Source organism: Haloferax larsenii (assembly GCF_024730625.1).
Taxonomy (GTDB): Archaea; Halobacteriota; Halobacteria; order Halobacteriales; family Haloferacaceae; genus Haloferax; species Haloferax larsenii.
Map to the genome: position 1 here is coordinate 187,512 of NZ_CP078065.1, position 24,198 is coordinate 211,709.

At 58.9% G+C, this 24,198-nt stretch carries 19 protein-coding genes and 1 CRISPR repeat array; of the genes, 15 read left to right on the plus strand and 4 right to left on the minus strand.

The features are described 5' to 3' along the window. Positions 1 to 267 precede the first annotated feature (267 nt). Genes cas6 through KU306_RS18335 form a run of 5 tightly spaced genes read left to right on the plus strand, consistent with a single transcriptional unit; the run spans position 268 to position 7,708 of the window. Positions 268 to 1,038, plus strand: a complete 771-nt coding sequence (cas6, locus tag KU306_RS18315; RefSeq protein ID WP_258303685.1) for a CRISPR-associated endoribonuclease Cas6 — start codon at positions 268 to 270, stop codon at positions 1,036 to 1,038. Then, positions 1,028 to 3,256 carry a TM1802 family CRISPR-associated protein gene (locus KU306_RS18320; protein WP_258303686.1) on the plus strand — a complete coding sequence of 743 codons (2,229 nt, stop codon included), beginning with the start codon at positions 1,028 to 1,030 and terminating at the stop codon, positions 3,254 to 3,256. The genes cas6 and KU306_RS18320 overlap by 11 nt, the downstream gene beginning before the upstream one ends. A 4-nt stretch (positions 3,257 to 3,260) precedes the next feature. After that, positions 3,261 to 4,310 carry a type I-B CRISPR-associated protein Cas7/Csh2 gene (cas7b, locus tag KU306_RS18325; RefSeq protein ID WP_258303687.1) on the plus strand — a complete coding sequence of 350 codons (1,050 nt, stop codon included), beginning with the start codon at positions 3,261 to 3,263 and terminating at the stop codon, positions 4,308 to 4,310. Positions 4,311 to 4,312: 2 nt separating this feature from the next. Continuing rightward, on the plus strand, positions 4,313 to 5,074 hold the full coding sequence (gene cas5b, locus KU306_RS18330; protein WP_258303688.1) for a type I-B CRISPR-associated protein Cas5b: 762 nt from the start codon (positions 4,313 to 4,315) through the stop codon (positions 5,072 to 5,074). A 12-nt stretch (positions 5,075 to 5,086) separates the two neighbouring features. Then, positions 5,087 to 7,708, plus strand: a complete 2,622-nt coding sequence (locus tag KU306_RS18335) for a CRISPR-associated endonuclease Cas3'' (RefSeq protein WP_258303689.1) — start codon at positions 5,087 to 5,089, stop codon at positions 7,706 to 7,708. 193 nt (positions 7,709 to 7,901) lie between these two features. Here the strand turns inward: KU306_RS18335 and KU306_RS18340 are convergent, their stop codons facing one another. Next, entirely contained in the window at positions 7,902 to 9,350 is a 1,449-nt protein-coding gene (locus tag KU306_RS18340; RefSeq protein WP_258303690.1) for an ATP-binding protein, read from the minus strand. 458 nt (positions 9,351 to 9,808) lie between these two features. Further along, a CRISPR array of direct repeats spans positions 9,809 to 10,562; the repeat unit is 30 nt; unit sequence GCTTCAACCCAACTAGGGTTCGTCTGTAAC. Between the two features lie 222 nt (positions 10,563 to 10,784). Here KU306_RS18340 and KU306_RS18345 point away from each other — a divergent pair. The 3 genes from KU306_RS18345 to KU306_RS18355 all read left to right on the plus strand — a co-directional run bounded on the left by KU306_RS18345 (position 10,785) and on the right by KU306_RS18355 (position 16,109). Next, positions 10,785 to 12,065 (plus strand): DUF6498-containing protein, encoded by a 1,281-nt coding sequence (locus KU306_RS18345; protein WP_258303691.1) that lies wholly within the window; start codon positions 10,785 to 10,787, stop codon positions 12,063 to 12,065. A gap of 318 nt (positions 12,066 to 12,383) precedes the next feature. After that, the gene (locus KU306_RS18350; RefSeq protein WP_258303692.1) at positions 12,384 to 15,554 is read left to right on the plus strand and encodes a right-handed parallel beta-helix repeat-containing protein; all 3,171 of its coding nucleotides are present in this window, start codon (positions 12,384 to 12,386) and stop codon (positions 15,552 to 15,554) included. A 42-nt stretch (positions 15,555 to 15,596) separates the two neighbouring features. Continuing rightward, positions 15,597 to 16,109 carry a GNAT family N-acetyltransferase gene (locus KU306_RS18355; RefSeq protein WP_258303693.1) on the plus strand — a complete coding sequence of 171 codons (513 nt, stop codon included), beginning with the start codon at positions 15,597 to 15,599 and terminating at the stop codon, positions 16,107 to 16,109. A 10-nt stretch (positions 16,110 to 16,119) separates the two neighbouring features. On the opposite strand, the gene KU306_RS18360 is transcribed toward KU306_RS18355, so the two are convergent. Beyond that, positions 16,120 to 16,437, minus strand: coding sequence for a toprim domain-containing protein (locus KU306_RS18360; RefSeq protein WP_007541392.1), 318 nt, complete (start codon positions 16,435 to 16,437; stop codon positions 16,120 to 16,122). Between the two features lie 177 nt (positions 16,438 to 16,614). Between KU306_RS18360 and KU306_RS18365 the strand changes: the two genes are divergently transcribed. From KU306_RS18365 to KU306_RS18375, 3 genes are all read left to right on the plus strand, one after another. Beyond that, positions 16,615 to 17,652, plus strand: a complete 1,038-nt coding sequence (locus KU306_RS18365) for a M48 family metalloprotease (protein WP_258303694.1) — start codon at positions 16,615 to 16,617, stop codon at positions 17,650 to 17,652. Positions 17,653 to 17,716: 64 nt separating this feature from the next. Next, complete coding sequence (locus tag KU306_RS18370) at positions 17,717 to 18,880, plus strand: pyridoxal phosphate-dependent aminotransferase (protein ID WP_258303695.1); 1,164 nt, start codon at positions 17,717 to 17,719, stop codon at positions 18,878 to 18,880. A 134-nt stretch (positions 18,881 to 19,014) separates the two neighbouring features. Continuing rightward, entirely contained in the window at positions 19,015 to 19,167 is a 153-nt protein-coding gene (locus KU306_RS18375) for an HVO_2142 family zinc finger protein (protein ID WP_007541395.1), read from the plus strand. Between the two features lie 76 nt (positions 19,168 to 19,243). Here KU306_RS18375 and KU306_RS18380 read toward each other — a convergent pair whose 3' ends face one another. Further along, positions 19,244 to 19,546 (minus strand): CGCGG family putative rSAM-modified RiPP protein, encoded by a 303-nt coding sequence (locus tag KU306_RS18380; RefSeq protein WP_049918666.1) that lies wholly within the window; start codon positions 19,544 to 19,546, stop codon positions 19,244 to 19,246. A 203-nt stretch (positions 19,547 to 19,749) separates the two neighbouring features. On the opposite strand from KU306_RS18380, the gene nirK reads away from it, so the two are divergent. Both nirK and KU306_RS18390 read left to right on the plus strand, forming a co-directional pair. Further along, on the plus strand, positions 19,750 to 20,823 hold the full coding sequence (gene nirK / locus KU306_RS18385) for a copper-containing nitrite reductase (RefSeq protein ID WP_258303696.1): 1,074 nt from the start codon (positions 19,750 to 19,752) through the stop codon (positions 20,821 to 20,823). 188 nt (positions 20,824 to 21,011) lie between these two features. Beyond that, complete coding sequence (locus KU306_RS18390; protein WP_258303697.1) at positions 21,012 to 22,073, plus strand: halocyanin domain-containing protein; 1,062 nt, start codon at positions 21,012 to 21,014, stop codon at positions 22,071 to 22,073. Positions 22,074 to 22,257: 184 nt separating this feature from the next. On the opposite strand, the gene KU306_RS18395 is transcribed toward KU306_RS18390, so the two are convergent. Then, a complete protein-coding gene (locus tag KU306_RS18395) occupies positions 22,258 to 22,497 on the minus strand; it encodes a DUF7120 family protein (RefSeq protein WP_007541399.1) in 240 nt (79 codons plus the stop codon). Positions 22,498 to 22,670: 173 nt separating this feature from the next. Here KU306_RS18395 and KU306_RS18400 point away from each other — a divergent pair, with 173 nt between their 5' ends. Both KU306_RS18400 and KU306_RS18405 read left to right on the plus strand, forming a co-directional pair. Next, positions 22,671 to 23,279: a hypothetical protein gene (locus KU306_RS18400; RefSeq protein ID WP_258303698.1), complete on the plus strand. Its 609-nt coding sequence runs from the start codon at positions 22,671 to 22,673 to the stop codon at positions 23,277 to 23,279. A 94-nt stretch (positions 23,280 to 23,373) separates the two neighbouring features. Next, positions 23,374 to 24,105 (plus strand): hypothetical protein, encoded by a 732-nt coding sequence (locus KU306_RS18405; protein ID WP_007541401.1) that lies wholly within the window; start codon positions 23,374 to 23,376, stop codon positions 24,103 to 24,105. Positions 24,106 to 24,198: the final 93 nt, after the last annotated feature.

Consider the following 24,198-nt stretch of genomic DNA (forward strand, 5'->3'; position numbering starts at 1 on the left):
TGGTCTTGGAACCTGGGCACGAACGAGGCACAGACTTTCAAATAGCCTTCCAAGTGCCAGTTAGAAGCAAGATGCAATCAGCAATAGGAGTTTCGGGAGACACCGTTACAGATGCGCGAAAGTGCGATTGAAGTCTACTCCCGGAAACGTGTGCGGTTGTATCGTTTCAGCCGAACTCCCGTGAGATTTTCACAGACTCACTAATGACATTACATCGACAACCGTGGTGACAATTATGGACGTACAGCGTACAACACTGGTGGCTCCATGCGGTTATTAGCCCGCCTGTCGGCGCGTGCCGATACCGCCTACGACAATAGCTACCATCACAAGCTCCGTGGACGAATCTGGCGAGCCCTGAAAAACACCGAATATGAACAGTATCACGACGATAACCGGCCAGTCGGGTTCGCGTATAGCAATCCGTTCCCCTATGGCGACCTGTCCGAGGGAGACGAGCGGACGCTTCTGGTTTCAGCTCCCCAAGAGCAACTCCTCGCGGCTGTTGCAGAGGATTTCATTGCTGACCGAGAGCTGAATATCGGCGAGATGCCGTTCCATATCGATGAGCTCACCAGCCTCAATCCAGACGTTGGGGAGCCCGGAACGACCGGGACACTTGAAACGGGGACCGGCGTGCTCGTCCGAATCCCGCAGTGGAGGGCTGACGATTATGGAATCGAGCCTGCTGGTGACCAGGCTATCATGTGGCGACCAGAGCACTCGATGGAGCCATTCATCACACAGATTGAGGATAACCTCGACAAGAAGCACGACCTCTTCTGCGATGACTACCTTCCCGGACCCAGCGACACGGACTACGACCTGTTCGACAGTTACGAATTAATCAAGACCTTCGCCATTCCGCTGACGGTCACGCAGGGGACGGAAATCACGTGCGTCCTCAGTAAGTGGCGCTTTGAGTATCAGGTCCGCGACAACGACCACCGACGGCACCTGAACCTCGCATTAGACACCGGTATCGGCGAGCGCAATGGCCTCGGGCTCGGGTTCCTCAATATCAACCATGGGGGGTGAAGAGACCACAGCGACCGCCATCAGTCGGTTGCAAGACCGGATTCCGGCGTCGCTGTACGAAGTCGCGTGGCAGTACTCGCTGTTCGACTGGCTTGATGCAGCCCAGTCATCTGCCCTCGACTGGGACCTTGCACCCGAGCATTTGGCGTTTCTGACGCCACGTGCCAAGAGTGGCTTGTTCGGTGAGGGTGATAGCCTCATTACTGTCTACGCCGACCTCTCGGACCCAGCGAACCCGGCGCTCGGAAGTTCAGATGATGGGCGTCCAGTCACACTGTCGACGTACACCGAAGCTGACCGCTTCCGCGTCGGTCACTCCTATCCTGAAGGAAAAACGAGTAGCATGACTGACTACTCTATTACCACCCACAAGAGTGCTGATGCACACCATATTGCCGGGCTTCGTGATGACGCGTGGGGGACCAACAACATCCAAGACCGCTTCACAGACTGGGCACAGAGTGAGTATGCCGAGACAGTCCGCGAGGAGGCGTCTGATGCGGATGCCGCCATTCTCGACACCTTGGCGGCGCTCGGCGACGACTCCGAGGCGATGGACGCACTCGCCAGTGCGTTCCTCGAACTAGTCGGCGATGAAGATGAAGAACTTGATGCGCTGATTACCGTCGCTGTCCGCCTCCCAGGCGAAGACAACTACAAGCTTCCTGGTGAAGTGTCCGTTCTCAACGAAGTGATGCGAGCCAAGAAAGCCGCCCGCTTAGAGAACATCTCAGTCGATGATGCAAGCGGCGACGGTACAGGGTACGTAACCGACGAACCCGGTCGCGTAACCGGCGGCTCACCTGGGCTCTTCGGGATGTTCGGGAAAAAACAGCGCGAGCACTTCCCGGACCTCGATACCGATGGCAGTTCGGCGTGGCGGACCCGTCCGCTTTCGTTCGATGTTGCGGCCGCCGTTGCGATGGCTGGCTCACTGTTCGACGACTTCTACCGCGGACTCGGGAGTAGCCGCCGTCTGTACGTCCTTCCGTACCTTGCCGCCCGGCGAGACGAGGTCGATACAGAGACGTTCGAATGGTTCCACGAAGAGGTCTATGGCGCGATCCAATCCGCAGAAGGTGGGAGCGACGGCAACTTCGACAACGTTCTCGAGAACGTCATTCGAAAAGCACGGCTCAACAATGACCCGGACGCGCCCAGTGCAGACGATATCGACATGTCCTTCGGAGACACTAACCGGGCGAATTGGGACCTCGTCCGGATTGCGGTTGTCCATCAGGTGACGGGGAACCCTGATCGAGTCTACTTCGACACCCTAGATGGACTTTCTCCAGCGGCAGCACTCGAAGACACCCACAACGAGGTGACGGAGTCTGCACCCTTCAGGAACGACGGGATATTCGCCGCCAACCCGTCCCCTGACTCAAGCCCACTGTTAGGGCGTGCACTCCCACTTACTCGGTACATCCTCTACGGAGGCTACTTCCAACGAACGACCGAACCGACGCGGAGCAGCCGCGAAGCCTCAGAGACGCCCGGGGCCGGTGACGCCGACGACAGTCGAATGCAGCGCGTTCGGAGGCTGTTGACCGAGACGCGCTTGGATGCCAGGGGACTCCTCGAGGAGTACCTCCACCAGTTGGTCCAAGAACAGCGTGAACGCTTCGCCGAAGAGAGCGAGTACATCGCGTTTCCGACACGAGAAGTCGTCGAACAATACGTCCAGCTCCGTGCACTCACGCGGGCGGACGCGATCGACACCACAGACACACTCCAATTTAGCACGACAGAGATGCCCGACGAATTCAAAGACCGAGACGACCGACTTGAACAGTTCCTCAAGAACCATGACGCCCTCTCGGGCGATCCCGAGAAGGCGGTGTTCCTCCTGGGTGGACTCATTGGCCGTATCTCTGCGTATCAGAGTAGAGAAGGGATCTCATCGACCCTCATCCGCCGCTACCCCGTCGATTACCTGACCAAGCAGACGGCTGTTGAAGTCACCAAGGAAGTGTTGCAGATGAACAACTCCTACGGGGAGGCAGACGAGCGCCGGTCGTACTGGACGAACAGTCGATACACCGACAAACTACCTGACCTGATGCTCTCGGCGAAGCCGAATACGTGGTCACTCTCAGAAGCTGAACTACAGTGGCTGTACAGCCTCGGAATCGCATACGGGCTGAATGACACGAGCCTCTCCGAAGAGGATGAGAGTGCGGACGAGAACAGTGCTGAAATCGAAACTGAAGCCTAAACCAATGTCTGACGAAACTACCGCCGTAGACCCAACTGACCGAACTGACGCAGTCGAAAACCGCTCCGAGATCGTCTTCGCGTACGATGCTGAAGACACGAATCCAAACGGGAATCCGCTCTCTGCAAACGACAAGCCGCGAATCGACGAGACCACAGGGTCAGCCGTCGTCACGGACGTTCGACTGAAGCGCTACCTGCGTGACCAACTCGACGACGACGGACATGGAATCTACGTCAAGAATCCAACTAAGGCGGACACAGAAGATGTCCCGGGTCGTGACGAGTTGTTCACCCGGGTTACTGGACTGGATACAGACGACCTCGAAGAGATGGGTGGAAACGAGGCTGCAGTGAGTTTCCTGCAATACGCTGCCGACGTGCGGTATTTCGGTGCGACCTGCTCGTTCAGCAGCGATTTCCAAAAGCAACTCGGCGACGACTTCCCCGGGCAGTTTATCGGCCCCGTCCAGTTCAGCCACAGTCGCAGCCTCAATACGGTCGTTCAGAAGAGCGAGTCGAAGCAGCTCTCGACCGTCGTTTCGAGTAGTAAGGGGAACGAGCAGGGGACGTTTGCGACCGACAACCGCCTTCAGTACGCATTCTTACCCTTCCACGGAATAGTCAACGAAGTGGGGGCGGATGATACGCTTCTCAGTGCAACCGACGTCGAACGACTCGACAGTTTGCTTTGGCGTGCGGTCAAAAACCAGACACTCACTCGGTCGAAGATGGGGCACCAGCCTCGACTGTACCTCCGAGTAGAGTACGACACGGACGCGTTCCACATCGGGACGCTCGACGATGGGCTCGAGTTGACCCAAGAGATGCCCGACACTGAGCTCCGGAATATCACTGATGTCACGCTCGGCGTCGATGGTCTGCTTGAGGACCTCGAAACCTATAGCGACCACATCGACTCTGTGTACGTCACCGTGGACCGACATCTGACTGTCGAGGTTGACGGCGAAACTGGCGGTCCCGAAACACTCCTCGATGGCCTTGCGGACGCCGTTGGTTCAGACGCTGTGATTGAAGTAGACCCATACGCCTGACGATGACGACCGAGTTAGACGTCGCCGGTCGAGAGTGCCTCTCGTTTACCGTCGAGGGACCGTGGGCACACTTCCGGCGGATCGACGCGACCACCGAGAAGCTCACATACCGCGTCATCCCCCGGACAACCGTTGCCGGACTTCTCGCGGCAATCTTGGGTGAACCACGGGATTCGTACTACGACACGTTCGCTCCCGATGCCTCGGCGATGGCGATTTCCCCTGTGTGTAGCCTCGAGACACAGTCGGTACCGATGCTGACGCTTCCAACGAAAAGCGGCGACATCAAGTCTGCCGAGGGTGTGTCCGGCAAGACCGTCATCGACCCGGAGGTTATCGCAACCGAACGGAAGCGTCGGACATTCGAATATGTCGTTGACGCGGCGTACCGTATCGACCTCGTCCTCGAGGACCGAGAGACGTTCGACCGGCTGCACGACTTCCTTGCATCTGGTCGGTCAACCTACACTCCCACGCTTGGAAAGTCCGAGTGTCTGGCGAATATCACGGACGTTACTCGTTCGACGATTGAGGCCGACGGCAACACGGAAGCCGTTACTTCGACCGTTCCTGAGGAGTATGTCGTCCCAACGCCAGGCACGCCACTCCGCCTGGAGCGTACTCCAGCGTTCATGACCGCCGACGAGGGTGGTCGCCGGACGACTGGCTTTTCGTCCTACGCGTTCGCCCCCGGTGATGAGACACTCACAGCACCTGGCGCACCCGTGATGCAGGTTAGCGACCGGGCGGTTTGCTTCCGGTGAGAGTGAATTGAAATGACTGGACCTCCGCTCGACGCCTTCGATGCACGCCCCACCCAGACGCTCCCGCGACACCTGTCCGGTGTCGTCGCCGGTGTCGATGCACTCACACCGGCAGGAACGGAGACTCCCTACGAGGACCCGTGGCCAGTGGTCATGGAGACAATCGCGTGGACGCACGACATCGGGAAGCTGACGACGTACTTCCAGGCGTATCTGGAAACAGGAGACCGAAGTGTTGCTGACCCACCAGAGTTAACCTCCCATGGTGAGGTGAGTGCGCTCGTCACACTCCAAGCGTTGGAGAAACGTGGCTTCAGTGCGGAAACAGTAGCTGCGGGTTTCTTTGCTGTTGCAAAGCATCACTCTGTCCTCGGCAATCTCCAATCGTCGCTCCATGAGTATACGCAGAACAGTAAACGGGCACAACAGACGTTCGACCTCGCTGGAGAACAACTGAGCAACATCGACGATAACGCCGCAAGGGCCGCCAACACTGTTCTCAACCGTGCGACCGCTGGTGCCTTGAGTTGGGACGATGTCTGGGTTGACAACCCCCAAAACTACGCGAAAGCGCTATCCATGCTCGTCGGGGGTGTAGACGGCGAGGAGTTCTACGGCTGTGTACTCAAAGCGTGGTCGACGTTAGTTGCCGCGGATAAATCCGATGCGAGCAATCTCACTTCGCCAGACAACCTCACTGAGTTCACGGCTCCAAAACGGCCGTCTGTCACGGACTTGACCAAGGAAGTGCGGACAAAGTCAGACACGGTGCTGCCGAGTGGCGACACCGCAGCGGCGTATCTCTCTGACCCGTTTCGTGAACTCCCGGGTCAAGAGGCAACGACGGCACAACGACTCGCTGCCCTTCGGACTGCCGCGAACGCTCGCGCGACAGCGACGATTACGTCGAGCGAGCACGCTGACACGCAGGTGTTCGAGGTGACGCTTCCAACTGGGTTCGGAAAGACGTATACAGGGCTCCGAGCGGCGTTATCTCGCGCGAATGAGCGGGATAGTCGGGTTATATACGCACTTCCGTACACATCGATTATTGATCAGGTAGACACCAAAATAAACGACGTATTCGGCCTAGAGTCGGGGGCACTTGAGTACATCAAACACCACCATCTCACAGACACTCGTACGAGTCCAAGCACCCTTCGAAGCGACCACTACAGTACGGGCCAAGATACGGTTCATGCAGAGGCGTGGCGTTCGGGCCTTGTTCTGACGACGTTCACACAGTTGTTTGAGAGCGTTGCGGGACCGAAGAACGTCCAGTCGATGAAACTACCCGCACTCCAAGACAGCGTCATCGTCATCGATGAACCGCAGGCAATCTCTTTGGAGTGGTGGGCGCTTGTCGGTCGGTTGATCCGGTATCTCACGACAAAATACAACGCAACGGTCATTCTCATGACCGCGACACAACCCCGGATTCTTGATAATCTCGACGATGTCCCGACTCCCACGTCGTTGTGCAACCTGCAGGAAGAGTGCACAGACTTACTCGCTGCGACCCCCCGAATAACATTCAATTTACACCAGAGTCTTCGTGAGTTCTTGCACGGCTACTCGGCACCACCGCTTAGCCTCGAGGCTGCTGCCACAGAACTTGCGGAGTCAGCGACGAAACACCAGAATACGCTCGCGATCGTCAACACTGTTGAGTCGGCGGTCGAGCTCACCGACCACTTACAATCGGCCGAAACAGTCGCACTTGGCGAGCATCTCACCTCGTTCCAGCAATCGACCTCCGATTCGTCGTTCGACGCGGTGGCGTATCTCGAGGCGTTAGCCGAGCAGGTTGACACTGTCTCTCGCCTCACAGCTGTGTTGACGACGCGGCTTCGACCACTCGACCGGCGTGCACTACTTGAGGCACTTGAGGCACTTCTCGACCCTGACACGGATACTCCATTCGATAACATTCCGATTGTGACCATTTCGACGCAACTCATCGAGGCCGGTGTGGATCTGAGTTTCGACCGGCTGTATCGAGATCTCGCGCCGCTGCCTGCTATCGTTCAAGCAGCTGGCCGGTGTAATCGGTCCTTTGGTGAGACCACGAGTACCGTCACGATGTGGCGGCTCGATAGTCCAGCCGGTCGGGACTACATCCCCAGTGAGTTGATTTACGGTGAGCGGTCGTTGTTACGGCCGACGCGGGCAGTTCTCCAGTCGCTCTGGAAAGACGTTGGGGTACCACAATTGCCCGAGGCAGCTGTCGTCTCTGACGGTGTTGAACAATACTACGCATTGCTTCACGACCAACTCCGGACAGGCGAGACCGCTGACCGTCTCGTCAATGCATTCAATACTGCTCTTGGGAAGGTACTCCGCGAGGCGACGTTCATCAACCAAGAGTACCCAACTCAGGATTTCTTGGTCTTGGTAACTGACGATGAACATCAGACATATCGGCAGTATTGTGAGGAACGAGAGAATGAGAATTGGACTGCTGCGAAGCAGTTGTTTCAGCAGCTCAAACCGACGTTGGTCTCTGTGCCGGTTCGTGAGGCCGACGAAAGTCCGGAGTTGACGGTCGTTGACCGAGAGTTGATCTGTGAATACGAAATCACGACGGGCCGGGGTGTCACACTCGATCCTGTTGTAACTAACACGGAAGTATAAGATGCCCCCCTCTCTGGGGTTCGTTTGTAACCAGACGTGTGCACACCCGGACGTTCGACCCTCCTCCGACCACAAACCTCATCGCCGAAGCGCGCGAGCCGCTGTGTTTCTTCGTTGTCCGCTCTGCACCGGTCGTGACCTGCAAGAACAGGCCGAGTCCCTCAGGTGTGTAACCCTGACGTAGTGTACCAACTCAACAGAGGTAGAAGAACAGCCAAGCGGGAAGATAGATAACCCGTCCGTCCTCGCCAAAGATATTGCTGTTGTTGACGACCAGCCCCATCGGAAGCTCTTGCTGCTCGATGAACCGCCTGAGGGCAGTGAGGTTTGCATCTCGCGGGTCGCCGTGTTTGACTTCCACGGGGAGGGTGTAATCGTGGCCTTGCAGAACAAAATCAATCTCACCGGTGATTTCACTGTACTGCACCGCCGAATTCTTGAATTCTGAGAGGTTGAACTGGAGGCGCCGCAGATGATCACACACTGCCGTCTCAAGGACCGGTCCTCGTGTTGGTGCGTTCTGCAACTGCTGAGCAGTGGTGCCAGTGAGTGCGTTCAGGTGGCCGACGTCGTTCAGATAGGCCATCTGTTGCTTTGTCGACCCGGCTGCTTTTTCGGAATAGTGCGGGCAACGGTAGACGAGGTAGAAATCCTCGAGATACGTGATGTATCGGTCAACTGTCCCCCGTCCTAACCCGATTTCCTTGCTAAGGTTGTTGATACTCAGCTTACTGCCAGTACCATCCGCAAAATACTGCAAGATTTTCATCAACTTGTCTTCTTTCTCGATGTCATAGACGGACGGCAGGTCCCCCGTGACCACCCTGTATAAGTCTTCGTCGAGCTCTCGAAGGGCTTCTGTATCTTCCATCTCGAAGTAGCCTGGGTAGCCTCCACGGAGCAGATAGGTGTCAAGCGCATCCCGGAGTTCAGGTCGCTTTGAGTCTAACCGAGTCCATGCTTGGCTCAGTGCCAACACAACCGCTGGCTTGTCGCCCGATTTCAGACCGGTTTTCAGACTCTGTCGAAGGTCGCGACTCTTTTTATCGACTTCAGACGCATCGAGAATCTGTTCATAGCGCACATAATCGATAAATTTCATCGGCACCATGACCTGCTCTTTTGCCCGCCCAACCAGCGTTTCGCTCGTCTGTTTCGAGATTAACGTACTCACCGACCCTGTCAGAACGAACGTCAGTGAGTCGTACCGGTCAGAATAGAGCTTGACTGTGTCTGCCCAATTGTGGGCTTTTTGAATCTCATCAAATGCAATATAAATCTCTGAGTCGACTTCACTGAACGCCTTCCCGAGGATTCGCTCTTCGTACACTTCGAGTGCATCCCTGACGATCGTCTCGTAATCGGAGGAGACGGTGCCGGCTTCAGTCGTGAGGAACATCACGTGTTTCGGTGGCACGTCTTGTTCCGTAATCAGATGGTCAATCAATTGACCAACCATCGTCGACTTTCCGACCTGCCGCGGGCCGACGAGCGTAACGATATTTCGCTTTGCAACTCGGTCGACGAGGCGCTGAAAATCACGACGGTGATGCTCATCCGAATACAAACTCGGTTGTACCGGGTCGCCCTGCCACCACGGATTAAACCGCGACAGAATCCCCTGTAACCGTGTGTCGTCCATATGCGTACTCTCTCACCAAGCAGTATAACTTGTAGGATTGACCCCACAACTTTCAACCAAAGTTGTATGGTTGGGTCTACAACTATTGATTGCTGTTGTAGGATCAACCCTACAACGTTCAGTCAAAGTTGTAAAACCGACCCTGCAAGTCACTCCATCTGAATCAAGGAGAAAGTCCCACCGTTAGAGGGGTTGAATCCGACATTCTACGACATCCACCACGCTCGACGCTTACACCGGGGGACCCACTCTAAGTTTCGTCTCGTCTTCGAGGGGTCCTCCCTCCCACGGAAGTCTACAGTGCTTCTTCAGTTCTTTGAGTCGCCTGTACTGTTCGTCGTCGCCAAACTCGATGACTGGGCTCGTTGCACTCGACTGGACACCGCCAACGGAGTCGTCGTCTCCGTCTAACCCAGTGGCACAACACGCGAATATTCTACTTGTGCGTTCATGGTACTGCTTCAACCCAACTAGGGTTCGTCTGTAACACGATATCGACGCCCAAGAGCGCCGAGATCGTAGCCGCTTCAACCCAACTAGGGTTCGTCTGTAACGTCGCGAAGGCACGCCGAGACGTTCCAGCGGTCGCGGACGCTTCAACCCAACTAGGGTTCGTCTGTAACAGGCTACCGCCCGTCTGTGGGCGGCTCCGCCTCATGCTTCAACCCAACTAGGGTTCGTCTGTAACTCGAATCTGAGAGACGGCCTCTACGACGTCGACGAGCTTCAACCCAACTAGGGTTCGTCTGTAACCATATCCACGTCTAGGGCCGAGAGCTCGCTCCGTCGCTTCAACCCAACTAGGGTTCGTCTGTAACAACCGAAATTGCGTCGGGACTCGACACGTCTGTCGAGCTTCAACCCAACTAGGGTTCGTCTGTAACATGTCTTCCGTCCCGCTCAGCGGTCCTTTTTCGGTGCTTCAACCCAACTAGGGTTCGTCTGTAACAGTCATTCGTCATCGAGCAACACGGAACCTACGATGGGCTTCAACCCAACTAGGGTTCGTCTGTAACTGTGGGATGACCGGAACGTCTCGAAAGTCTCGGCAGCTTCAACCCAACTAGGGTTCGTCTGTAACAGCGGTCCTCGACCGCACCGTCGACGTCCTCGACTCGCTTCAACCCAACTAGGGTTCGTCTGTAACGCTGAGACAACGTTTGATGTCGTGCTGGTATCCTCGCTTCAACCCAACTAGGGTTCGTCTGTAACCATGGCCAATTCGGCCACCACAGCCCCCCTACACCCCGTTCCCACTCAAGTGTTTCCGTCGACCCCCAATCACCCCCAAACCCCCGGGGGGTCGACAGAGAGCGCAGACGTTTTTCACGGGTGTCGGTCCCTGCTAACCCCACCAGCAGGCTCGCAGCCAGCCCCACACGACAAAAATCCGTCAACCTAACTGCCCTGAGCCAGAAGCCAACCCAACCTCCAATGCAGTTCACCGACGGCGAGAAACGACGGGGCCGCCTCATCGCGTTGGCGGCGCTCAATGCGGTTCCACTAGTTGGTGTCGTCGCGCTCGACTGGTCGCTCGTCGCGCTCCTGACGGTCTACTGGATCGAACTCGGGGTTCGGCTTGCGTTTGCTGGACTCGAAGCCCTGTTCGCGGAGCGAAAACCCGACTACGACGCAAACGGGTTTTCGTGGCTGCTGACCGGTGCGCTCTCCGAGAAGCGTGGGAGCATCCCCATTCCGGTTCTCCCGCTGTCGATTCAGATTGCGAACATTCCGGGAACTGTGATCACACTCCTCATCACCGGCGTGATGTGGCTCTTCGCTGGTGGTGTCGGCGTCGGTGGGGTCGGTGAGGCCACGGGTGCGACTCTGGAGGGCGCTGCGGCGACCTCTGCTGGACTGGGCATCGTTGGCGTGACGATTGGCCGGGGCGTCGAGGCGGGTAGCTACTTCGTCACCGCGGAATACGAAGATGTCTCGGCCCACGAGCCACTCCGGGCGGCACTCATGTCCGTGGTGGGGCTTGGTTCAGCACTGTTCGTCGGTGGTGGATTCGTCATCGCGGGCGCACCGGCCACGTTCGTCTTGGCTGCTGTGTTCGCCGTGAAGTTGCTCGCAGATATCGTCGACGTCTACAGGGACCGACTGGAAGCATACGACGAGCAGTCGGCGGTCGAACTCGGATTCGACAGAGAGTGTCCGCGTTGGGAGCCAATCGACACTGAACTCGATTCGGTTCCGACGACAGTGCGCCCGAACCGGGCGGCGTTGTTCGTCGACGGAATCGTCCGGGGGGTTCGGTCACCGGCAGCACTGGTGCCAATCGGACTTCTCGTCGTCGTCGGGCTGCTTAGCGCTATGACCTCCGATGGCTGGCCACCTGGCCTATTCGGGATTCTCGCAGCGGTGGTGAGCGGAATATTCGCGACGCTCGGCATCGTCGACCGACTGTGCCGGTATCTGTGTATGGAGTACCGAGTCGCCGATGCCGTCGTCGGTTCCGACCGTCTGTTCGGGCCGCAGTGGCGACTGTCACCCGAGCAACTCGCCGACGCAGACCGGACTCGAACCGTGGCTGACCGAGTATTCGGAACCGAAACAATCCGTCTCGACGTCGACGACCGCCCGATTAGGCTGCCACACCTCCCTCGGGATACTGCTGGGCGTCTGGAACAGGATGTAACGCAGACGCACGACGATGCCCGAAGTACCCAGGCCGAAGAAGGAAGTACACAGGGCGAAGCACGAAGTACCTAGGGCGAAGAAGAAGCACCCAGGACGAAGCCCGAAGCACGAAAGTAAACAACTGACGACTGCCATCTCACACGGTAGCGACCGTTTCGGTAGGTATCGACCGTATCAACCGGTGGGTATATACTCTTTTAATTCAATCTCAGATTATGAGTATATTTTATCAGTTTTGGATACGGCACACTCAATATGGATGGCTGCGCCGCTTTGCGACGCCCCGGACGAAGGCAGCAGCGGAACGTCTCCTGCGACGTGTCTCAGAGACGACACCGCGCCTACACACCGCCGATACGCGGGGTGGCCTGATTGACTAGCGCGACTGGTGTGTGGACGCGACGAGCACTGAGCGTCCTCTTGGTCGTGACACTGGTCACGTCGCTCGTCGCCCCGGTAGCGGTCGCTGAAACCACGGCCGACACCACGTTCGTCGAGTCGGATATCACGGAGGATACGACGTGGTCGCCGGACGATGGTCCCTATCGGATTATTCAAGATATCCACGTCGAACCCGGTGCCACGCTGACGATACGCCCCGGGACGAACGTGCAACTCGCCGAGCAGATTACGCTCTCTGTGGATGGCTCGCTCTCTGTGAATGGCACCGAGGACAGTCCGGTGACGATTTCACGGTCGGATGGGGCCGACGCCGAGCGTCGGTGGGCGAGTATTCGATACAACGGCACGGACTTGTCTCGCCTCGAAATACGAAATGCGACGGTAGAGGGGGGAACGAGCGGTATTACTGTGGACAGTTCGGATGGGTCGATTACAATCGTTGATTCGACGCTTCGGGACTTTGCAGCAGCGGGGCTCTCGGTCGACGATACCGCTGTGACACCTTCTATCACGGTCAAACGGTCGGTGTTCCGGGAAATCGATGGACACGCGATTCGGGCGAGTCCGTCGATGGGGGCGACCGGAGACGTGTCACTGAGAGCGTCACCGAATGGGCGTGAGGAAAGTTCGGTACACACGTTCTCGCTCGACGCCGGCGTTGGTGTCGCGTTCGATACGGTCGCGTTACAGTATCCTGACGATGGGTCGGTCGAAAACATCGACGCACAGAGCATCGAGCGTATCGGACTCGACCGCAGCCGAAATGGCAGTATCGAGCGGTCCTTCTCTCAGTTCGTCACTGGCGTCTCAGTGAAGGACAACCGACTGGAAATCTCGTTCTCCCGACCCGTTCGCATCCCGAGCGACGGGCGGTTCATCGTCGAATACGAAGACGCGGTCAACCCACCGACGCGGGGAGTCTATCCAGTCGCGGTCGACCTGCGAAAAGGAACCACCTCACAGCTCTCTGACGGCGTGCAGGCCTCGCTCGCCGTCGGCGATTTCGCGTCACCGGTCGACAGACGCACAGCGTCGGGAACGCGTGTACAGCACCTCACCGTTCGCGGGTCGACGTTCAGCCAAATCGACGGGAACGGTATCTTCGCCGCTGCCGATTCGGTTCGTCAGTTCTGGTTGGTAGATAACCAGATAGACCGGACCAGCGGGAGTGGCGTTGCAATCCGCGCTGCGCGAAGCGAGACGAATCTCTGGTACAACGAGATTTCGGCTCGTGACGCTGGCATTCAGCTCGATGCCAAGTCTCACCTGTCGTCGACGGCGGTGAAAAACCGGATTCACGACGCCCGGACCGGCATTCGGGTTCACCAATCGGGCGCACACCCCTCCGGGGAGGCATCGCTTTCGGTCCGCGAGAACACGGTGACGAACAACACCGGCCACGGAGTCGGAATCACCGCACGCAGCACGAAACTCGAATTCGGGTTCGTCAACAACACGATACGCGACAACGGACGCGACGGCGTCCACGCCACAGCGTGGGTGACGAGAGGAAGCCATCTCCGTGGCAATCTGCTCGAAGCGAACGGCGACGATGGGTTCGACCTCGACGGGACTGGCGTGACGAAGCTCACGCTAGCGAACAACCATGTCGCGGGGAATGCCGACGCAGGGCTGACGGTCCAGACGGGGGCGGCAGCGCGCGAAATCACCATTCGCAACAACACGGTGAAGGATGGTGCCGGTCACGGTGTCGTCGTTCGGTCTGACCTGCTCGTCCATCAGGCCGACGTCAGCGAGAATCGGCTGGCGAACAACGCCGGGTCTGGACTGCTCGTTGCCAGTCCGATAACACACCGTGGCAACCTCACGGTTGCGAACAACACTATCGCCGCCAACTCCTATGGTGTCGTCGTCCGCGGGGTAATCGAGACCGCCGTTCGAGAGAACGACATCGTCTTCAACACGAATGCGTTCGCCGACCCTGTTCCGGTCGAAGACGTCAATCCGGGCACGGGAGTGTACGTTGCCGAAGGGTCGGCAGGTGCAATCGTCAACCAGGCAGAGACGTCGATTCCGCTCGAAGAACTCGTGGCCAACCCCGAGTTGACCGAGGACCTCGTGGTGGCTCGGCTCTGGCAAGACACGGTCGTCGTTCTGCGGACAGACGGACAGAGTCACATCCGGCCTGCGGACGCGAGTGCGCTCTCGATTCGCCAAGTGACCGGGACGCTCCCGAGCGAAATCGGGATTCAAAAGACTGCTGAGGGAAGACAGAGCCACCTCATCGCCAACAACAGCATCTACGGCCACAGACGCGGGCTGACCGTGGATATCGAGCCTCTCATCAGCGCGAACACGACGGCTCGAATCGTCGTCGACCAGCTTCGGACCGTCGAGGCCGAATCCAACTACTGGGGTGCCGAGAGCGGTCCATATCACTCCTCGATTCTGCCGGCTGGCGATGGCAACCCCGTCGTCACCGAGCGCGGCTGGGTCGACTTCACGCCATTCCGAACCGCTGCACCGGGGCCGACCTACGAACGCCCGATTTCACGCATCGAGGCACCGGCGACAGCGCCCGCGACGAGCCGACTCGGCGTCTCGGGTGCTTCCTCGACGAGCTCCCAACCACCAATCTCCCAGTATCACTTCGTCGTGAATGGCACCCCACACTCGGCACAATCCTCACCGGGTCTCGTCCTCACGATGCCCAATCAGTCGCTCGAAGTCGAGTTGGGGGTCGAAGACCGACTCGGCATCGACAGCGAGACCGTTGCGACGGCGACCGTCGACGCGGTGGAGGCGACAGCGACGACCGCACCGACGACGACATCGACTGGGGTGGCGACGACACAGCAGGCGCAATCACCGACACCATCTGATAGTGGGCTCTTCGCCGGGGGTGGACGCGGGGGCGGTGGCCTCTCCGCCATCTTAGGCTCGGTCTGGGGTCTGCTCGGAGGCGCACTCTATCTGGGTGCGTTGTTGCTCGGTGGGCACGGGATGGCGCTGACCTTACAAAATCGCTCCCCACCGGTCAGTGGCCTCCGAATACAGGGTCTCGCGGCGGCTGGTGTCCTCGTCTGGCTCGTCGGTGGACTCCTCAGCGTTGGCTCGTTGGTCGGTATCGGGCTCGTCGCGGCAGCCTCGTGGGGCGGTCTCACCGGGGTCGCATACGTGCTCGCCACGCGAGGGTGACACTGGGGAAGGACTATCGTCTTTTCTGTGCTATGTTCACGTATGACTATCCGACCTGCGACCGAAGCCGATACCGGTGTCATTCTCCGGGTAGCAGAGCAGTCGTGGAAACACGACTACCCGGAAATTTTGACGCGCGAGACAGCCGAGACGGCCGCCTCTGACTGGTATACCGCCGAGCAGGTTACGGCAGAACTCCACAAGAGTCAAGCGCAGATTCTCGTTGCGGAACGCGGAGAGACGGTCGTCGGGTTTGCACACACGACTTGGAATTACACCGAACGAGAGGGGTACATCCTCCGAATTTACGTCGACCCCGGCCACCGTCGCGAGGGTATCGGACGAGCGTTGCTCCAAGCGGCTCTCTCCGACCTCGACGAGAAGGGAATCGACCAAATCAACGCGATGGTCCTCGTCGCAAACGAGCCTGGAAACGACTTTTACGAACAGTTCGGGTTCGAACACGCCGACGAGCGTGAGACCACTATCGGCGACAAGCTATATCCCGAAAACAGGTACGTGCTCGAACGCCCGTTCGAACTCGATGCTGACTGACCGGGCCTGTTTACCAACGGTCCCGAAAGAGGTTGTTCAGCGATTCGATGTCTCGGCGGCCGTACGGCGTCAGTTTCGCGCCGACTTTCCGTCGCCACTCGGGCGTGACCTGTGAGTCTGAAAGCAGTTCACGCAACCGGGCGTTCAACTTTCGTCCTGCCGGGTCGAAGTCGGTGAGAATGACAACCTCTTCGTCGATTCGAGTCGCAAACGGGACCAGCCCTCCGGCCTCCGAGCAGGTGTAGATTCGTTTCTCGAAACCTGCGGCTCGAAGCCCGCGTCGGTCGTTTTCCCCCTCGACGATGGCGGCGTCGACAGCCCTACTCATCTCTTGAATCAATTCGAGAAGCTCCTGCCGCCAGGCTGCGTGCTCTCGGTACGTCACGACACGCAGTCTAGGTGGCGAGCACGCGAGTACTTCACGGTGGAACCGAGGCTCCGTCACTCGCCCCAAAGGTGTAGTCGAACTGAAACGCTGAAGTGGAGTGTCTGACTACCTTATGGCATGCAGTGGGAACCCGACCGAGCCCTCCAAGCCCGCATGGCACTCGCCATTCTCCTGTTGGCGGTTCTGCCGCTCGCGTTCGTGTACACGCTCAGTTGGGCATTTACTCACGTTATCGTCCCGCTCGCTGCGGTCCTTTTCGAGGCCCAAATCGACTGGCAACTGACGGTGAGTCTCCCGGTTATCTTCGCCCTGACGCTCGGTGGTTTGGGCGTGCAGTATCTGTTCGCCGACCGATTCGCGTTACGCTCGGTCGGGGCGTCACACGTCACTGCTGCGGACTATCCAGACCTCCACTCGCGACTCCAGCGTCTCTCCCAACAGGTCGGCCTCACGACACCGAAACTCGCCGTCTCACCCTCTTCGGTCCCGAATGCGTTCGCGACGGGACGGTCACAGTCGGCAGCGACCGTGGTCGTCACCGAAGGACTCCTCGAAACGCTCGACGGCGACGAACTTGACGCCGTGCTCGCACACGAGATTGCCCACGTGAAGAACCGCGATGCGGTCGTTATGTCCGTCGCATACCTGCTTCCCTCGTTTACCTACGCCGTCGCCGTCACGGCTTACACGCTCCTCGGTGGACTGTGGAACGTCGTCGGTCACTTCCACCACAGCGATAGCGACGATATCAGACCACTGCTCGCAGTAATCGTCCTGTTTGTCGTCTCTGCGTTGCTCACGATTCTCATCTCCGCCCTGTTCTGGATTGGCAGCTTTCTGTTGTTCCGGTTGCTCTCGCAGTATCGTGAACGCGCGGCCGACCGTGGCGCTGCCCAAATCACCGGGAACCCACTCGCACTCGCGAATGCGCTGGCCGAAATCGACGAGACGATGCCCACGATACCCGACCGCGACCTCCGTGAAATCGACGGCGGCGTCGAGGCGCTCTACATCGCCCCGTTAGATACGCCGATGTTCACCGACGGTGACGACGCGCTCATCAGCCGCGACATCTTTCCCGAGAGCCACCCACAGACCCGTGACCGCATCGCGTATCTGAAAGGACTTGCAGCGGAGTCCGAAGCGGTCGCATAACTTGTAGGGGAGTCCGAGGCGGTCGCATAGGTGGATTCATGTGTCAGACTATCGCACACCCGATATGACACAGTCGTCGCCATTTCCACACTCGGTCGGAAGCGAGCGCGTCACAGGGATGCGTGAGTCGGTCATTCGGGAGATGACGCGCGAGGCGCACAAACACGACGCGATAAATCTGTCACAGGGTATCCCCGACGAAGACGAGACGCCACCGCGGGTGAAACAGGCAGCGAAAGACGCCATCGACACGTCGAGCCAGTACACGATTACCTGGGGGCTGCCGGAACTCCGTGACGCTGTCGCCGAACGCTACGCCGAGTGGAAAGGCGTCTCCTACGACCCGGAGACGGAAATCACGATTACGACTGGAACGAGCGAGGGTATCGTCTCCACGCTGCTCGCGCTGTGTGACCCCGGCGACGGCGTCATCTACTTCGAACCGACCTACGAGAGTTACATTCCCGCCGTTCAGTTCGCTGGCGGTCGGCCGATGCCGCTCGATATCACAGATGGGCTCGAAATCGACGCCGACGAGCTTCGAGACGCCGCCGAAGACGCTTCGATTCTCATTCTCAACCACCCGCACAACCCGACGGGAACCGTCTTTTCACCCAGCGAACTCGACGCCATCGCGGACGTCGCTGCCGCGGAAGACCTCATCGTCGTCACCGACGAAATCTACGAACACATCGTCTATACGGACGACTACGTCAGCCCGGTCGAAATCGACGGTCTCGCCGAACGGACCGTCGTCTGTACGGGGATGTCGAAGACGTACTCCGTGACTGGCTGGCGCGTCGGGTTCGTGCTCGCTCCCGAACCGCTCTCTGCCGAACTTCGGAAGGTCCACGACTACACGAGCATCTGCGCGCCGACACCGTTCCAGCAGGCCGGGGTGGAGGCGCTGTCGCTCCCCGACGACTACTACACTGACTTGGCTGCATCGTACGAACACCGCCGGGAGACGCTCTACGACGGACTTCGAAGCGTTGGCTTAGACCCAGTCAAGCCGGACGGGGCGTACTACATGCTCACCAGATATCCGACCGACGTTGACGACACCGAGTTTGCACTCCGTCTCATTCGCGAGGCTGGCGTCGCGGCCGTACCCGGAAGTAGCTTCTACACCGAGGGAACTGCGGACTGGGTTCGGTTCACCTTCTCCCGCAACGAGGCCACCATCGAGGAAGCGATAGCCCGCCTCGACGAGAATCGGTTCTGGTAACTACAACCTCTGACGTCGCAGTTCACTGACTTTTGGGCCTTCTCCGGGACGGCATAAGTCGCAGACGCGACCGTCACGGTGGCACATTGTCCACAATCGTTAATGTAATAAACTCCTACTCGTATGGACGTGGTATGAGTACTGACCTCACACAAGACGGGTACTCTGAGTGGTGCCCCGACTGTGGCGCGGAGATGCTATTTAGTGGAACCCAGCCCGCTGGGTTAGCACAGTTCTTCTGTGAAAACTGCCGGTACCGCCGCGACCGGTTCGTGGGCACAGACTAACTTCCGTCGTCGGTCTTCGTTTCGAACGGTTGTGAGCGTCGTGTCGGTCCATTGTGAGCGTCGCGTCGGAGTTCACTCAAACGTACACGCGCGTTACAAACCCGCCGCAACCACACTGGTCGACGAACGCCACGTCGACATCGTCGAACTCGCGCTCGATGACTGGATAGAGGTATTCCTCGGGATGCCCGTGGTTCGCGTGCGTGACGAGGTTGACGTGGCATCCTGACTCGGTTCGTTCGATTGCGTCGAGCGCGTCGGTCACGACGCGGTCTTTACTTTCTGCGTGCTCGGGGGCTTCGAGATTCGCCGACCACGACGTGTCGTGTGTCCCTCTCGTCTCGTCTGTCCCTCTCGTTCCGTCTGTCGTCTCAGTCATCACAGGTGTCATTTCGTCCGGCCGTCTGATGTTCGAACCCCCGAACATGTTCTCTCACTCCGGTATCGACATCACCCTCAGAATGACGGGCGAACGTTGTCCCATACTTTACGAATATGTTCGGTACCCGTCTCTGTCCGGTGAAACCGTCTTCTGGGTATACCCAGTTCGGTGGCCTGTATCCAAATGGAAGGTGACACCAGATGGCGTATACAACTCGACGGCGGACGTTACAGGCACTCGGACTCGGTGGTGTGGCATCGATTGCGGGATGTTCGGCGAAACCACCGACGGCGGCACAGGCACTCGATGAGACACCAGAACCCAAACAGCAATCTGAACCGGTAACGTCGGACCAGGTCGCAGCAGACCCGACAGACATCCCCGAACCAATCGACCGCGACGAACCTGCAGAAGTCGACGTGACGCTCCGCCCGGAGGAGGTCACTGCCGAGGTGGAAAAAGGTGTCACGTTCACCTACATGACCTACAACGGAACGGTTCCGGGGCCGATGATTCGCGTCCGTCAGGGTGATACGGTGAACCTGACGTTCGAGAACCCCGAATCGAACAACATGCCGCACAACGTGGACTTCCACGCCGTGGCAGGACCGGGTGGCGGCGCCGAAGCGACGATGACCGCGCCCGGAGAGTCGACGAAACTCCGGTTCAAAGCGACCTACCCCGGCGCGTACATCTACCACTGTGCGGTGCCGAACCTCGACATGCACATCAGCGCGGGCATGTTCGGTATCATCCTCGTCGAACCGCCGGAGGGACTCCCCGAGGTCGACGAAGAAATCTACATCGGCCAACACGAGTTGTACACGGACAAGAAGGCAGGGAAGAAGGGACACCACAAGTTCGACTTCGAGGCGATGCGAAACGAAGAACCGACGTACGTCCTCTTGAACGGCGAGAAATTCGCCTGGACGGACGCCGGTCGCGGCCCAGCGACGACAGTCAAGACCGGCGAGACCGTACGCGTGTTCTTCGTCGACGGTGGCCCGAACCTCTCCAGTAGCTTCCACCCCATCGGAAGCGTCTGGGAGACGCTCTACCCGGATGGGTCGCTGTCGATGGACCCACAGACGCACATCCAGACGCGCCTCGTCCCGCCGGGAAGCACCACGATTGCGACGATGAACTCGCCGGTTCCGGGCGACTTCAAACTCGTGGACCACTCGCTGACGCGTGTGGCCCGCAAAGGTTGTATGGCCGTCGTCCAGGCAGAAGGGCCGGAGAATCCCGAAATATTCGACCCGAACCCGGAATAACGTCGGGGGTTCGGCCGTAGACCGGCGCACACTGGTGTAGACCCCCGTCGAACTTCGGCGGGGCCGAACATGTTCGTTTTAGAGTCAACTCACGGGAATCACGCTCTCCCGTTTTTTACACCGGGTCCATTGTCCTGACTGCCGATTGATTTACGGACGAAAATATTAAATATACAACACGTGTCCCCATGACAACCGATACGACCAACCCAACGATAGGACGGCGAAACGTACTCCGACTACTCGGCTGTGCAGCACTGTCTGGCGCGGCCGTCACAGGTTCGGCGTCGACTGCGAACGCACAGTCAGACGGCTCCGACCTCGACGCGTGGTTCGAAAACACGTCGAACTACGACGGCATCGTCGACAAGACCGGCACATCCGAAGTGACTGTCACCGTCGGGAGCCAGGCGAACGGCGGTGCGTTCGGCTTCGGCCCCGCTGCAATCCGCGTCGACCCAGGAACGAAAGTCGTCTGGGAATGGACCGGCGAGGGTGGCGACCACGACGTGAATGCCGAAGACGGGTCGTTCAGTAGCGACCTCGTCCGCGAAGAAGGCCACACCTTCACACATACGTTCGATTCGGAAGGCGTGTACAAATACAGCTGCACGCCGCACACCGGCATCGGAATGCGAGGTGCAGTCGTCGTCGGAGATGCGGCTTCTGGCGCGTCACAAGCGGAGTCTGACACGACCAGCGATGAGGATGGTTCAGATGACGACTCGGAAGGTTCCACCGACCTCGACGCGTGGATGGAAAACGTATCGAACTACGACGGCGTCGTCGACAAGACTGGGCTCTCTCGTGTCGAGGTGACTGTCGGGAGCGAAGCCAACGGCGGCGCGTTCGGTTTCAGTCCTGCGGCGATTCGCGTCACAGAGGGAACGACGGTCGTCTGGCGGTGGAGCGGCTCCGGTGGCTCACACAACGTCGTCGACGCCGACGATGCCTTCGAGTCGAAACTCGTCAGCGACGAGGGCCACACGTTCGAACACACGTTCGACGAGACTGGCACCTTCTTGTACGAGTGCTCGCCCCACAAGACACTGGGTATGAAAGGCGCTGTCGTCGTCGCCTCCGAAGAAGAGTCGGGAAGTAACGCGAAAATCGCCGAACCGTTCGACGACCCCGGCATGGCCGACCTCGGTGGTATCGCACTCGCGGGCATCTTCGGCACTGCGATGGCGACACCTGCACTCTACGGCGTCGTCTCGTGGCTCAAAGAGCAGTCGAGCGCAGACGAGTGAGTCTGAGCGACACAGCTACCACCCTCGAGTTGCTCATTTTTTAGCGTGTTCACACGCTGTTCAGTCGGTTGCCAGTGAGTCGTTGGTTAGGCGAGTCGCCGTTCAGTCGGTCGCCAGTGAGTACTCGGGTGTCGCTGTTGCTCGGTGGGGTAAAATCGAGACGAAGATGAGAGCGCGCTCCGAGTTACAGGACGTCGTCGTCCAGACCACCGGGGTCTCCAGCAGTGTCGAAGAGGTTGTTCTGTGCGCTCTCGACGAAGTCGGACTGGACGGCCGATTCGTCGTCGACGGGGGCACCGTACGCGTCCATTCCCATCGACAGGAGCTCTTCGACGGCCTGTTCTTCGCTCAGGAACTCTTCGTCGACTAGCTGTTCGAACTCGACCAACAACTCGTCCGGCAGGTTGACTTCTACGACGGGCATACAGGGGTGGTTCGTGTTCAACGTACTTGAGCGACCGGGTGTCGAATGTTTCTGCAACATCCCGAAGTCGCACCTGCGTATCCCCTCGTATTATACCCGCCCGGACGGACGGATTGGATACGACTCGGTGCCCGAGTTACTGCCGTCGCGGTGGGCACGCCGGAGGCGCACGCGTGACAGATGACAATACCGACACGGACGCTGGCCCTGCGGTGAGCGAGTTGGGGTGGCTCCCGGAGCGAGTCGCCCTCCCGAGTGACGAGTGGGTCATCTACCCACCGGGTGAACCCCGTCCGGCGAACTTCGCGCTTCGCTTCGAGAAGGCGGTCCCCGCGTCACTCGTCGGTACCGAATCCGGCGACGACCCTGGTGTGCACGTCCTTCCGCACCCCGGCGGTGTCTCTGTGTCCGCTCGTTTCGGTGGCATCGTCGACGACTCAGTCCGTGAGTTCGACCCGCCGAACTCTGCTGCCGACCGCACCGCTGTTGCCTCTTGGGTTCAGACGCTGGTCCAGCGCGTCGACGAACGAGTGGAACGAGAGCGGATTCGGTCTGCCTGCCGCCCCGTTCCGAACGCAGGCCAGCGGGTTGCGAGCGCGCTCTACGAGTACTTCGGGACTGCTGACGAGGTCGCTGCTGTCGTGTTGAACCGCGATACCGCCGCCCTCAGAAACGTCCCGGGTATCGCCGAACAGATGGCGACCGACCTCGTGGTCCACTACGGTTCTGACACCGAGTGGGACTACTACCGCAGTCGACGCCGAACCGACGATGCACCGTGACTCGAAGCGCCGTCTACACGACTTTCTTGGTGTGACTGAAACAGTCTTTTGACTCTCACGTACGGTTATTTTACTTCCTATCAAACGGTGATGTATGCCCCCGACCCGAAGACAACTCCTCCAAAGCGCTGGCGTCATCAGTCTCGGCTTCGCAACTGGCTGTCTCGGCGACGCCGGTGGAGGCAGCGGTAGCGACCCGAAGGAGACGACTGACGGCTCCGAGGACACGACCGAGGACACGCCAAACGAGACCACGACTGAGCAACCAGAAGACACCACAGACATGCCCGACGACACTGACACGCCGACTGACGAACCGACCGATACAGACGCGCCCGACGCATCGACGATGTCGCTCGCGAACGTCGACTCAGCGCCTGACATACCGCTCGAACCCGCAGTCGAGGTCACTAAGGCTGACGCGACTCAGGACCACCCACCGCAGGTCGAAATCACGCTCTCCAACACGAGCGACGAGATGGTCAGTGCGGGTGAGGGACGAGCAATCTTCTTCGAGCACGTGACTGACGAGTCCGGTGAACTCACGTTCCTCCCGGCTGAGAAGGACTACCCCGCCGAGCCCGGATGTTGGCGACTCTCTGAACCCCTGATGGTGACCACGGAGTACCGAATGGAGAGTTTCGATGCCGACGAATCGCGGTCCAAGCGTGTCGACCTGTATGGCACGTCACAGGGGAAGGGAGAAAGCGGATGTCTCCCCGCCGGAGAGTACCGCTTCGAGACGACGATTGCGGTCGGGAACGCCTCCGGGTCCGACGAGGACCGCACGGAGGCTACGTGGGGATTCTCGGTCACTCTCGACTAAGCCGGACGTATTGAAAATACATTGACAACTTTTCTGCGTACGCTTCTTTCATTCTGTAACAACCACCGATATACTCATCAACGGTGGTTCGAA

Excerpts from the sequence above, each read along its gene's own strand:
- KU306_RS18380 (WP_049918666.1), bottom strand. The coding sequence starts at position 19,546 with ATGACTGAGACGACAGACGGAACGAGAGGGACAGACGAGACGAGAGGG.
- KU306_RS18375 (WP_007541395.1), top strand. The coding sequence starts at position 19,015 with ATGAGTACTGACCTCACACAAGACGGGTACTCTGAGTGGTGCCCCGAC.
- KU306_RS18370 (WP_258303695.1), top strand. The coding sequence starts at position 17,717 with ATGACACAGTCGTCGCCATTTCCACACTCGGTCGGAAGCGAGCGCGTC.
- cas7b (WP_258303687.1), top strand. The coding sequence starts at position 3,261 with ATGTCTGACGAAACTACCGCCGTAGACCCAACTGACCGAACTGACGCA.
- KU306_RS18355 (WP_258303693.1), top strand. The coding sequence starts at position 15,597 with ATGACTATCCGACCTGCGACCGAAGCCGATACCGGTGTCATTCTCCGG.
- KU306_RS18320 (WP_258303686.1), top strand. The coding sequence starts at position 1,028 with ATGGGGGGTGAAGAGACCACAGCGACCGCCATCAGTCGGTTGCAAGAC.
- KU306_RS18360 (WP_007541392.1), bottom strand. The coding sequence starts at position 16,437 with ATGAGTAGGGCTGTCGACGCCGCCATCGTCGAGGGGGAAAACGACCGA.
- KU306_RS18390 (WP_258303697.1), top strand. The coding sequence starts at position 21,012 with ATGACAACCGATACGACCAACCCAACGATAGGACGGCGAAACGTACTC.
- KU306_RS18345 (WP_258303691.1), top strand. The coding sequence starts at position 10,785 with ATGCAGTTCACCGACGGCGAGAAACGACGGGGCCGCCTCATCGCGTTG.
- KU306_RS18405 (WP_007541401.1), top strand. The coding sequence starts at position 23,374 with ATGCCCCCGACCCGAAGACAACTCCTCCAAAGCGCTGGCGTCATCAGT.
- KU306_RS18335 (WP_258303689.1), top strand. The coding sequence starts at position 5,087 with ATGACTGGACCTCCGCTCGACGCCTTCGATGCACGCCCCACCCAGACG.
- nirK (WP_258303696.1), top strand. The coding sequence starts at position 19,750 with ATGGCGTATACAACTCGACGGCGGACGTTACAGGCACTCGGACTCGGT.
- cas5b (WP_258303688.1), top strand. The coding sequence starts at position 4,313 with ATGACGACCGAGTTAGACGTCGCCGGTCGAGAGTGCCTCTCGTTTACC.
- cas6 (WP_258303685.1), top strand. The coding sequence starts at position 268 with ATGCGGTTATTAGCCCGCCTGTCGGCGCGTGCCGATACCGCCTACGAC.
- KU306_RS18365 (WP_258303694.1), top strand. The coding sequence starts at position 16,615 with ATGCAGTGGGAACCCGACCGAGCCCTCCAAGCCCGCATGGCACTCGCC.
- KU306_RS18340 (WP_258303690.1), bottom strand. The coding sequence starts at position 9,350 with ATGGACGACACACGGTTACAGGGGATTCTGTCGCGGTTTAATCCGTGG.
- KU306_RS18395 (WP_007541399.1), bottom strand. The coding sequence starts at position 22,497 with ATGCCCGTCGTAGAAGTCAACCTGCCGGACGAGTTGTTGGTCGAGTTC.